This window comes from Endobacter medicaginis, assembly GCF_014192375.1.
GTDB classification, from domain to species: domain Bacteria; phylum Pseudomonadota; class Alphaproteobacteria; order Acetobacterales; family Acetobacteraceae; genus Endobacter; species Endobacter medicaginis.
The window spans coordinates 41295-52836 of record NZ_JACHXV010000015.1 but is presented as its reverse complement, the minus strand read 5'-3'; the positions used below and the strand labels follow the sequence as shown (position 1 = coordinate 52836).

At 66.1% G+C, this 11542-nt stretch carries 10 protein-coding genes; 6 read left to right on the top strand and 4 right to left on the bottom strand.

All coding sequences use genetic code 11. The features are described 5' to 3' along the window. Positions 1 to 391: 391 nt before the first annotated feature. The 6 genes from FHR90_RS14230 to FHR90_RS14205 all read left to right on the top strand — a co-directional run bounded on the left by FHR90_RS14230 (position 392) and on the right by FHR90_RS14205 (position 7807). Positions 392 to 1300 carry a LysR family transcriptional regulator gene (locus FHR90_RS14230; RefSeq protein WP_176622939.1) on the top strand — a complete coding sequence of 303 codons (909 nt, stop codon included), beginning with the start codon at positions 392 to 394 and terminating at the stop codon, positions 1298 to 1300. Positions 1301 to 1705: 405 nt separating this feature from the next. Continuing rightward, positions 1706 to 2533 carry a VOC family protein gene (locus FHR90_RS14225; protein ID WP_218061980.1) on the top strand — a complete coding sequence of 276 codons (828 nt, stop codon included), beginning with the start codon at positions 1706 to 1708 and terminating at the stop codon, positions 2531 to 2533. After that, entirely contained in the window at positions 2506 to 3438 is a 933-nt protein-coding gene (locus FHR90_RS14220; RefSeq protein ID WP_266152826.1) for a fumarylacetoacetate hydrolase family protein, read from the top strand. Before FHR90_RS14225 ends, FHR90_RS14220 begins: the two co-directional genes overlap by 28 nt. A 34-nt stretch (positions 3439 to 3472) precedes the next feature. After that, positions 3473 to 5155 carry a bifunctional 3-(3-hydroxy-phenyl)propionate/3-hydroxycinnamic acid hydroxylase gene (locus FHR90_RS14215; RefSeq protein WP_176622941.1) on the top strand — a complete coding sequence of 561 codons (1683 nt, stop codon included), beginning with the start codon at positions 3473 to 3475 and terminating at the stop codon, positions 5153 to 5155. Between the two features lie 55 nt (positions 5156 to 5210). Next, the gene (locus FHR90_RS14210) at positions 5211 to 6713 is read left to right on the top strand and encodes an aldehyde dehydrogenase (RefSeq protein WP_176622943.1); all 1503 of its coding nucleotides are present in this window, start codon (positions 5211 to 5213) and stop codon (positions 6711 to 6713) included. 173 nt (positions 6714 to 6886) lie between these two features. Then, positions 6887 to 7807: a SphA family protein gene (locus FHR90_RS14205; protein ID WP_176622945.1), complete on the top strand. Its 921-nt coding sequence runs from the start codon at positions 6887 to 6889 to the stop codon at positions 7805 to 7807. Here the strand turns inward: FHR90_RS14205 and pcaDC are convergent. From pcaDC to pcaH, 4 genes are read right to left on the bottom strand one after another with little or no spacing between them, the layout of a single operon-like run. After that, positions 7795 to 8982 (bottom strand): bifunctional 3-oxoadipate enol-lactonase/4-carboxymuconolactone decarboxylase PcaDC, encoded by a 1188-nt coding sequence (pcaDC, locus tag FHR90_RS17860; protein ID WP_176622947.1) that lies wholly within the window; start codon positions 8980 to 8982, stop codon positions 7795 to 7797. The genes FHR90_RS14205 and pcaDC overlap by 13 nt on opposite strands. 2 nt (positions 8983 to 8984) lie before the next feature. Further along, positions 8985 to 10133 (bottom strand): lyase family protein, encoded by a 1149-nt coding sequence (locus FHR90_RS14195; RefSeq protein ID WP_221188286.1) that lies wholly within the window; start codon positions 10131 to 10133, stop codon positions 8985 to 8987. Beyond that, positions 10130 to 10834, bottom strand: coding sequence for a protocatechuate 3,4-dioxygenase subunit alpha (gene pcaG, locus FHR90_RS14190; protein WP_176621625.1), 705 nt, complete (start codon positions 10832 to 10834; stop codon positions 10130 to 10132). Before pcaG ends, FHR90_RS14195 begins: the two co-directional genes overlap by 4 nt. Next, a complete protein-coding gene (pcaH, locus tag FHR90_RS14185; RefSeq protein WP_176621624.1) occupies positions 10824 to 11540 on the bottom strand; it encodes a protocatechuate 3,4-dioxygenase subunit beta in 717 nt (238 codons plus the stop codon). Before pcaH ends, pcaG begins: the two co-directional genes overlap by 11 nt. Between the last annotated feature and the right edge of the window lie 2 nt (positions 11541 to 11542).

Sequence of the window (11542 nt, the reverse complement as noted above, 5' to 3'; positions counted from 1 at the left end):
CGGCCACCGGCCGCAATCCGCGCCGCGCAGCTTCCACTCGCGGCCGTCGCCGCGTAGGCTTCAGATCGGTGTCTCACAATCTGCGGGCGGTACACGGGTTTCCCAATGTCCGGAGACGAGCAGGATCGCGCGAGGGCGCGCCGGCAGCGAGACGGACAGGGTCTGCAGGAACCGACCCAGGCTGGTCCAGACCTGGCGCGGGTCGTCCATGAAGAAGCATGGCCCGCCACCATGGGGGATGAACAAGGTCGGCTGTTTTGCGGCGGGGGCAGGCATGGGTTCCTGTGGGCTCCTCGGACGTCTCTCCTGTGCAAATGACGATAAGCCTATCCAAAAACCGCGATAACCATGTCAATTCGAACATGAGCATGAACCCAGAGTGTGAAATCCCATGCCGGATCGTCTGACGGGCCTCGAAACCTTCATCAGCGCAGTGCGTCTCGGCAGCCTGTCCGCCGCGGCGCGGAGCCTGGGCATCTCGCCGACGATGGCGGTCAGGCATCTGGAGGCGTTGGAAGCCCGTCTCGGCACCACCCTGCTGCTGAGGACGACGCGGCGGCTGTCGCTGACGGAGGCCGGCCGCCATTTCCTCGAGAGGTCGGAGCGCGTGCTGAGCGATCTGGCTGAGGCCGAGGCCGAGGCGTCCGCGGTCACGGTCGCGGTGGAGGGACCCTTGCGGGTCACCGCCCCGGCGGTGTTCGGCATGATGCATCTCGCCGACATGCTGCCTGGCTTCACCGAGCGCTATCCGAACGTGAGCATCGAACTCGGCCTGAACGACCGCGTCGTCGATCTGCTCGACGAGCGCTGGGACATGGCGATCCGGATCGGTCATCTCGACGACAGCACGCTGGTGGCGCGCAAGCTCGCCGACATGCGCCTTGTCCTGTGCGCGGCCCCCGCCTATCTGCGGCGGCGGGGAACGCCGCGCCTGGCGAGCGAGCTCGGCGGTCACGACTGTCTGGGCTATGTGCTTTCGGAACGGACGTCGCCTTCGCTGTGGCGGTTCGGACGCGACGGCAGTATGCGCGTCGCGGTGCGCGGGCCGCTGGCGGCCGATAACGGGCATGTGCTGATGACGGCCGCGATCGGCGGGCAGGGCCTGCTCTACGGTCCGCGATTTGTCGCCGCCGATGCGCTGAGGGCCGGCCAGCTGGTCGAGATCGTCATCGACGTACCGCTAGCCGACATGGGTGCGGCCTACGCCGTCAGCCACCCGACGCGTCGGCCCACCGCCCGGCTGCGGGCCTGGATTGACTATCTTGCGGAGCGGGTCCGGGCGGCGGCCGCAGACTGGTGACGGGCGCAGGGGACCGGCCGCCAGAGCGACGCCGGCGGCACCGGATTTCACCATCATGATATGATTTTGATGGTGAATCGGATTTGAATTCGCCCGGCGGCATCTCCCACCGACCAGATCCTCCACACCAATCCAGTCTGCCAGCGATCCGCCAGGTCATCCTTGACCACATCCTTGGGTCGTCACGCGCACCATGCCTCACTGCGGCAGGCGGCTCTATCCGCCCTCGTCATGAAAAGTGCCGAATTCGTGCTCGCTACCGTGCCCTGGATCTCTCACGGGAGCCCGCGAGATCCATGTCATCCAGCCGGCTTCATATGTCGTTGATTCGCGTATTGTGCGAATACGGCTTGACCGGACTCTCTATTTATACCATATCACGCCTCAATAGTGAGGAGAGTCCAGGTGAACGATGCTGTGAAGGCGGGGGCATACCTGCATCACATGGTCCTGCGCAGTCCCGATCCGGCAAAAATGGCGGTCTTCTATGCCGACGTGATGAACATGCCCGCCCGGCAGGAGGGCGATGTCTGGATCTGCGAAGGGCCGATGCGGCGGATGGCCTTCATTGCCGGTGACCGGGGTCTGGCATCGGCGGGATTTGCCTGCCGCGATGCGGATGCGCTGGCCATGATGCGCGCGCGCGTGGAGGCCGAGCAGCTGGAAATCCTGCCGCCCGAGGGCCACTGGTTCGGTGACGAGGCGTTCGGCGTGCGCGACGACGACGGCAATCTGGTCGTGTTCGGGCTGTCCTCCCATCAGACCGCTTCGAAAGGCGTGCGTGGTCCGCTGCAACACCTCACGCTGGCCTCGCGTGATCCCGATGCGATCGAGGGATTCTACGTCGGCAAGCTTGGGTTCATCACCAGCGACTACGCGCGGGCTTCGGACGGACGTACGCTTGCGCTCTGGACGCGCTCCAATCACGAGCATCACACGCTGGCCTGCTTCCGTCGTGGCCGCCAGGGCATCGACCATTTCAGCTTCGAGGCGGGAGACTGGTCGGTGCTGAAAGAATGGTGCGATCGCATGGGCGAACATCACGTTCCCATCGTCTGGGGGCCGGGACGCCATGGACCCGGCAACAACCTGTTCATTTTCGTCGAGGATCCGGATCGCAACTGGATCGAGATCAGCGCCGAGCTGGAGGTCATCTACGACAGGCCCAGTCACACCTGGCCGGCCGAGGATCGCACCCTGAACATGTGGGGCAAGGCGATCTACCGCGACTGACGCGCGATGGGGATCAACCTGCGCGCATCGCGCGCGGCAGCAGGACGGAAACGACAGTCATGAAATTTGCCAGTGTCACCATAGCCGGGCGACCGAGCTGGGGGATCATCGAGGACAATACCTTCTGCGATCTCGGCGCGCTGCTTGCCCATCGCGTGCCCGACCTGAGTGCAGCCATCGCCACGGGCGATCTGAAGGCGCTGGCGATGCACAAGGTCGAGGCGCATCGCTATGACGTCGGGGATCTGGCGTGGCTACCCGTCATACCCGAGCCGTCGAAAATCATCTGCGTGGGCCTGAACTATGAAAAGCACCGCAAGGAAACGGGACGCGCGGAAGTTGCGCATCCGACCATCTTCCTCCGCGTCGCCGACAGCCAGACGGGCCATGGCTGTCCGATCCTGCGTCCGAAGGTCTCGACACAGCTCGACTACGAAGGGGAGCTCGCGGTGATCATCGGCAAGCCCGGGCGCTATATTCCAGCCGCCGAGGCCTGGTCGTATGTCGCCGGCTACAGCTGCTACAATGACGGCAGCATCCGTGACTGGCAGTGGCACACGCATCAGTTCAGCCCCGGGAAGAACTTTCCGCAGACGGGCGCCTTCGGGCCGATGCTGGTGACGCCCGACGAGGTCGGCGATCTCGCATCCCTGCGCCTGCAGACACGTCTGAACGGGGAGGTCATGCAGGACGCCGTCTTCGGTGACATGATCTTCGATATTCCGACGCTTATCGAATATGCCTCGTCATTCACGCCGCTGGCGCCGGGTGATGTCATCGTGAGCGGCACGCCGGGCGGGGTGGGTGCCAAGCGCAAGCCGCCCGTCTGGATGAAGCCCGGCGACGTCGTCGAAGTCGAGATCGACCGGGTCGGCCTGCTGATCAACACCATCGCCGACGAGTAAACACGAGCTCACCGCCGTTGTGCGGGAGGTGCATATGCTGGCCACTCATCATTACGACGTCATCGTCATCGGCAGCGGGCCTATCGGCTTGGCCCTTGTCAATCTGCTCGGCTGCTACGGCGTGCGATGTGCCATCGTGGAACGCAATCTGACCACGGTACAGGAGCCCCGCGCCGTCTCGATCGACGATGAATCCCTCCGTACGCTGCAGAATATCGGCATCGTCAACGAGGTGCTCGAGCACGTTGTTGCCGGCTATGGATCGATCTACTACGGCCCCGATCGCAGGCCGTTCGTCAAGGTGGAGCCGACAGGGCGACCGTATGGTTATCCACGGCGAAATGCGTTCCGCCAGCCAATCCTCGAACAGCAGTTGCGTGACGGCCTGTTGCGCTTCTCGCAGGTCGATCGGCTGTATGGCTGGACGATGGAAACATTTGAGGAAACTAGCGACGGCGTTGTCGTGCATCTCGAAGACGTCGGTGGCAGCACAAAAATCATTAAAAGCGCCTATATCGTAGGCTGTGACGGTGCGTGGAGCAAGGTGCGCGAGAAGCTCGGCTTCCAGCTGCGGGGAACGACGTTCGAGGAGCGCTGGCTGATCGTCGATCTGGAAAACAACACCAACACCATCAAGCACACCGAAGTCTACTGCGACCCGTCGCGGCCCTGCATCACGCTGCCGGGCCCCGACCGGACGAGGCGGTTCGAGTTCAAGCTGCTCAACGGAGAGAGCGATGCGGACCTCCTCGCGCCCGAGATGGTAGACCACCTGCTGCGCAGTCACGGTGCCGATCCCGGCGCGACCTTGCGTCGCAAGGTCGTCTATCGCTTCCACGCACGGGCCGCATCGTCGTGGTCGCGTGGCCGCGTGTTCCTGGCCGGCGACGCCGCGCATCTGACGCCGCCTTTCGCGGGGCAGGGCATGAACAGCGGCTTGCGCGACGCCCAGAATCTCGCCTGGAAGCTCGCCGCCGTCACCCGGGGCGTTCTTGGTCCGGGAGTGCTGGCGACATATGAACGGGAGCGGTCCCGCCACCTGTGGGAGATGATCCGTCTAGCCCTGCGCATGGGTAAGATCATGTCGCCACGTTCAAGACTGCACGGTCTTGCGACACGAAGCGCGTTTCGTGCGCTCGCGATCTGGCCCAAGGCGCGCGACTATGTCGCTGAGATGAAGTACAAGCCCAAGCCGTTCTTCGCCGAAGGCTTTATCCTTGCCGATGACGGTGCCGGTCTGGTCGGTCGGTTGATCCCACAACCCGAGATCATCACGACCGACGGGCAACGTTGCCTTCTTGACGACGTGCTGGGTGACGGATTCAGCCTCGTCCTGCGCGACGCCAATGCACTTGCCGGTCTGGTCGCGCTGGACCAGCCGGTCTGGTCGAAGCTTGGTGTTCGGCGCATCGCCCTGCTTCCTGCCGGCGCGCCGCCGCCCGACAGCCGTCTTGTCGCGGGCTCGGGCGTCACCGTCATCCTCGAACCTGGCGACACGGAACCCCGGGAGGCGGAACTGCCTTCCGGCGTGGCCTTGCTGCTGCGTCCGGACCGCTATGTCGCGGCTCGTGTCGTGCTGACACACGCCGACGCGATCGCGCGCCAGGTCGAGGCCCTTGTTGCCTCGACCTGGGCCGCCTCGGAGTTGTCGTCGACGGTCGATGACGTCCAGGTCGAGGGTGTGCCTGCTCCGGCTGCCAGCATGTCGGTAAGTTGACAACAGCAAAGAAGATGATCCGGGCGCAACCGGACTGAACACCAAGGAGAGCGTCATGAATGTCCATGTCGAACATTTACACCCGCGCCGTCCGGAACAGGCGGTGATCGAAACCAAGCTGCTGATCGGCGGTCGCTGCGTGAGCGCGCGGGACGGTGCGGTCGCGTCGCGCGCCAATCCGGTTTCCGGCGACATAGTGACGCGCTTCGCGGCGGCGACGCCGGACGATGCACGCGCCGCGGCCGATGCCGCGCAGGCGGCTTTCGAGAGTTGGTCGCAGACAGGACCTTCCGAACGGCGCCGGCTGCTGTTGCGCGCGGCCGACCTCCTCGATGCAAGCTGCGACGAGTTCATCCGGCGCGCCGCGTTGGAGACAGGTGCCACCGCCGCCTGGATCGGCTTCAATGTTGCCGAATCCGCCAACGTCCTGCGCGAGGCTGCGGGGATGACGACGCACGTCGATGGGCAGGTGATCCCGTCCGACGTACCGGGGGCACTGGTGATGACCGTTCGCCAGCCCGCCGGCGTCTGTGTCGGCATCGCGCCGTGGAATGCGCCGTTGATCCTCGGCGTTCGCGCGATCGCGATGCCCCTGGCCTGCGGCAATACCGTGGTGCTGAAGGCCTCCGAAGCCTGCCCATCGCTGCATATCCTCATCGGGGAGATCCTGGTCGAGGCCGGCCTGGGCGACGGCATCGTGAACGTGATCACCAACGCACCGGCCGACGCCGGCGCGGTCGTGGAGGCGCTGATTGACCATCCGGCGGTCAGGCGGATCAACTTCACCGGCTCGACCAAGGTCGGGCGCATCATTGCCGAGAAAGCGGCGAAGGTTCTCAAACCGGTGCTGCTCGAGCTTGGCGGCAAGGCGCCCATGATCGTGCTCGACGATGCCGATCTCGACGCCGCGGCGGATGCGGCAATCTTCGGCGCCTTCATGAACCAGGGCCAGATCTGCATGTCGACCGAACGTATCGTTGTCGACCAGCGCGTCGCCGATGCCTTCGTCGCGAAATTCGCTGCGCGTACCAACGCACTTCGCGTCAGCGATCCGCTCGTCGGTAAGGCCGAGCTCGGTGCGCTGATCGATCCGAATGCCGCTCGTCGGGTGCACGAGCTCGTCGAGGATGCGCGTGCAAAGGGTGCCTCGATTCCGGCCGGAGGGGCGAGGGACGACGGCACGCTGATGGCGGCCACCATCGTGGATCACGTCCAACCGCAGATGCGCATTTACGGCGAGGAGAGTTTTGGGCCCGTCACCACGGTGGTCAGGGTCAGCTCCGTGGAGGATGCCGTGCGCGTGGCAAATGATACCGAATTCGGCCTGTCGGCGGCGGTGTTCGGACGCGACGTTGCTCGAGCCTGGCAAGTCGCGCGGCAGATCCGTAGCGGTATCTGCCACATCAACGGGCCGACGGTGCACGACGAGCCCCAGATGCCGTTCGGCGGAACCAAGAACTCCGGCTATGGCCGCTTCGGCGGCGCGGCCGGGGTGGCAGAGTTCACCGAACTGCGCTTGCTGTCGATTCAAACAACTCCGCGACACTATCCGATCTGAATCGGCCTGCTGCGCGCGGCGCTCGATGCCGCGCGCGACTACAAAACAATCAAGAAACGTCGGAGGATATCGTGACTCTTCTCGGATCCGGGTGTGGGCGCGTCGTCGGCGCGTGCACAGCCATACTGACCTGCGCGACGGTTGTTCCGGCGGAGGCTCAAACGACGACGGGCGTGACCGCCGCCGCCCCGCTGCCGCTGACGGTGCAATTGTTCTCGGGCAACAATCAGGGGGCGACGAGCTTCTTCGACGGCTTCGGGCCGCAGAAGCCAGGCTTCACGTTTCTCGATTATCTCCACGTCAACGACTTCACCGCCATTCACGATCAGCACGGCGATGACTCGTCGCGGTTCGACCGACCATATATCCAGTCCTACACGAACGTGTTTCATTTCAGCTACGCCTCGCCGCTGAAGGTTCCGGGCGGTCTGCTCGGCGCCGAGGTGCTGGTGCCTGTCGTCGGCCTCGTCTCCGGTGCGGGTGCGGCGGGTCAGAGTCTGGAAGGCAACGGCACCGGCTTCGGTGATGTCACGTTCGGCGTCGTCTATCAGGCGTTTCCGACCCTGGCGGGGCATCGGCCGGTGTTCGACTGGCGATTTGCCTTTGACGTGATCGGCCCAAGCGGTGGTTTCGATCCGTCGAAAGACGTCAACCAGTCTTCTGGCTACTGGACGCTCAATCCCTACCTCGCGATGACCTGGCTGCCGGCTCCGCGCTGGGAGTTGAGCTCGCGGCTGCAGTATTTTCATAATTTCTCGACCGATCACGCGTCGAATCCGCCATCCTTTCCCGGTTTCTCCTTTCGTCACGGCCGGGCCGGCGACGCGATCGAGGCCAATTTCGCCGGCTCCTATGCGGTGTTCGAGCATTTCAGCCTGGGTCTGAACGGCTTTGTGCTGACCCAGGTCCAGGACAACCGGACCAACGGTGTCGCCGTCACCGACAGCCGAACAACGGTGCTCTATCTAGGTCCGGGCTTCTCGACCCAGTTCGGACCGCAGAACAAGCTGAATTTCAACGTCTATGTGCCCGTCGTGACCCGTAACGTGACGTCCGGCATGCAGATCAACATGCAGTATATTCATCCGTTCTGACTGGACTGCAGTTCGGCGATGATCCGCCCGGCTTCGGCGAAGGCGGTGTTGGCGGCCGGTACGCCGGCATAGATCGCCGTCTGCATCAGCACCTCCTTGAGCTCGTCGCAGGTGAATCCGGCCGCGGCGAGCCCGGTACGCACATGCAAGTTGAACTCCTCCCAGCGGCCAAGCGAGGCGGTGATCGCCACCACCAGCAGGCGTCGCGTGCGATCGTCCAGCCCCGGCCGGCCCCAGATCTCGTTCCACGCGACGCGGGTGATCATCGCCTGAAAATCGGCGTTGAACTCGGTCCGACCGGCGAGCGAGCGATCCACCCAGGCGTCGCCCAGCACCCGCCTGCGGTTGCGCAGTCCCGCCTCGAACAGCGCGTCCATCGCCGCGTCTCGCGCTGGATCGGCGCACAGCAGGCCGCGAAGCCCGGCCACCAGCGCGTCCGGCGCCTCGACCGGTGGCAGATGCGCCGAATCGAGCCCGAGATGGCGTGCGCCCGCAATCGCGGCCAACAGCCGCGCGCCATGCGGATCGAGCGGAGTTGAAATGTCGTTCGAGCCGGTGACGACCAGTGTCGGTACGTCGATCGCGCCCAGCCGGTCGATCAACTGCATGTCGCGGATTGCCGCCGCTGCGCCCGCGTAGCCGGCGGAGTTCTGGCGCGCGATCGCATCCTGCATCCCTGCGACGATCTCGGGATGCCGTGCGGCGAAGGCCGGTGAAAGAAACCGCCCCACCGCCATGGCCGCGATCGGACCGGTACCCTGCCGATGTACTGTCTCCACCCGCGCCGCCCATGCCGCCGCATCCATCGTCGCGGAGGTGCAGATCAGCGCCAGCGCCGATACCCGGGCGGGGTGGTCGAGCGCAAGCTGCATCGCCATCATCCCGCCGAGCGACACGCCGGCGATGGCGGCCCGGCCGAGACCTGCGTCCGCCATCACCGCCGCGGTGTCGGCAGCCAGCATCGCCAGGCTGTAGTCTTCGGCCGGCGCATCCGAGGCGCCGTGCCCCCGCGTGTCGATGCGCAGGGTGCGGAACGCCCGCAGCAGCCCCGGCATCGCCGGATCCCACAGGGCATGGTCGGTGCCGATCGAGTTCAGCAGCACCAGCGGCGGCCGATCCGGTGAGCCTTCGAGCCGCCAGTAGAGGCGTACCCCGTCGCGTATCGTGAACGGCAAGGTCAGGATCTCCGAAGGCTGGCCAGCAGGGCGTTGACGATAGCCACGCTCTCGCCGATCTCCGCGTCGAGCCCGCTCGCCTCCAGATTGGCGGCGATCGCAGCCTGATTGACCTCCAGGCCGCCGGCGACGACGGCCATCGCCGCAAGGCTTGCCGAGACCAGGCCGAACAGTTCTGCCAGCACCGGCGCTTCAGCCTGCCAGCCGCCCAGGCCGCGCTCCTGCTCCTGCGGCAGGCCGCCCAGCACAGAGGCGACCAGGCCTGGCGCGCGGATCGCCGCCGAGAGTGCGACCTGGCAGCCGGTCGGGTTGCGCTTGTGAGCCATCGCCGACGAGCCGCCCCGCCCAGCGATCCGTGGCTCCTGTGCCTCGCCGATCGCGTTCTGCGCCAGCAGCGCGATGTCGCGTGCCGGCTTGCCTACGGCGCCGATCAGCAATCCCAGTGCCGAGGCGATGGCGCCGACGCCGACGCGCTGCGCATGCCAGGGTGGCCCGGCCGCGAGTTCCAGCGCGGCTGCCACTCGTTGCGCGATCGCCGCGCCGCGTCCCTGCAGCCCGGCACGGCTTCCCGCGGCACCGCCGAGTTGCAGCCGTGCATGCGTGGCGATCGCGGCATCGAGCTGCGCCCAGGCGAAATCGATCCCGGCGAGCGCCTGCGCCAGCCGCAACCCGAAGCCCACCGCCGTCGCATCCTGCAGCAGCGTGCGGCCGATCGCTGGGCACGCCGCGTGCTCCCGGGCGAGCCCGGCCAGGGCGGCACAAAGCCGTTCGAGATCGGGGAGCAGCACGGCGTGGGCCGCCTTGACCTGGCACATCAGCACGGTGTCGGCGAGGTCCTGGCTGGTCGCGCCCAGATGGACCAGCCTGGCGGCGGGGTGGTCACCGAGGTGCTGGCGCAGACTGGTCACCAGCGGGATCGCCAGCGTGCCGGCGAAAGCGGCCTGTTCGGCCAGTTCGGCGGGGTCGGGCGCGAGCGTGTCGCATGCGGTGCCGATCGCCTGCGCGGCGCTGGCGTCAATCAGCTCTTCGGCGAGCTGGGCGCGGGCCAGGGCGGCCTCGAAGGCGAGCGCGTGACGCAGGACGTGCTCGTCGGAAAAGACGTCGCGCATCGCCGGCGTCGCCCAGGGCCGCATACCGAGATAATGGCTCACAGCGCGAAGAACGCTGTCTCGTCGGCGCCCTGCAACACGATGTCGCGCACCCAGGCGCCGCCGGGATCGCGATGGGCGATCAGCGTGGCGCGTCGCTCGGCCGGGACCGCCGCGAGCACGGGGTCGGTGTCGTTGCCCTCGCCGTCCTCGAAGTAGATCCGCGTCGCCAGCCGGGTCAGCAGGCCGCGGCCGAACACCGAAACCGCAACATGTGGCGCCTGGAGGCTGTTGCCGGGGCCGGGTACGCGGCCGGGACGGATGGTGCGGAAGCGCCAGACGCCGGTCGCATCGGTCGCGGTGCGGCCGAAACCGATGAAATTCGGATCGAGTGGCACCTCGTCTCGCGGGTCTGATGGGCTGGCATAGCGACCGTTCGCATTCGCCTGCCAGATCTCGACCATCGCATCGACCACCGCCTGACCCTCGCCATCGAGCACCCGGCCGCGCAATTCGACCACCTCGCCGAGCGGCGCGGGATGCTCGCGGGCGACGGCCAGCACATAATGCTCGGCCGGAAACAGGTCGGGGCGGGCACCCATCTCCGAGGCCCCCACCAGGTCAGCCGCGCCCTTCCATGGGAGTCCGTAGTGGAAATACGGCCCCACGGTCTGCGACGGCGTCTGTCCGAACAGGGCCGGATCCAGATTGTCCTGCCGGGGTGCCACGTTGCGCGTCTCCAGATCGGGGCTCTCAGTGTGCATGGTCGTGGTCCTCGAACGGTGTCTGCGCGCGTCCTTTCAGAATGATGTCGAACAGATAGCCGAGCGCCCAGTTCGGCACCGTGGTGGCGATGTCGAAGCGCGCCACCAGCCGGTTGCGATAGGGCATCGGTACCGCGTTGGCGATCGGGTCGATCTCGATCAGTGGATCATCGGGAAAATACAACTGCGTGACCAGCCGGGTGGCAAACGCCGGCCCGAGCAGTGACAGATGGATATGTGCCGGCCGCCAGGCATTGCGATGGTTTCCCCAAGGGTAGGCGCCGGGGCGGATGGTGACGAACCGGTAGCGTCCCTCGGCATCGGTGATCGCCCGGCCCGCGCCGGTGAAATTGGGGTCGATCGGCGCGTCCCACTGGTCGCGAATATGGATGTAGCGGCCGGCGGCATTGGCCTGCCAGATCTCGACCACTGTGTTCGGCACAGGCCGGGCGTTCTCGTCGAGCACGCGTCCGCTGACGATGATTCGCTGACCCAGGGGAGCGTCCCTGTGCTGTGTGGTCAGGTCGGCCAGTGCGGTGCCCATCAGCCGCTCCCAGCATCCGGCCGGGCCGGTGACTTCGCTCAGCGTGTATGGAATGCGGATCAGCTCGCGCTGCGGGCTGCGCCTTACCGTCGAACGGTAATCAGCAAACAGCGATGGCGTCGCGCCGGCATCCTCAGGTCTGTAGCCGATGACATCCTGCATGG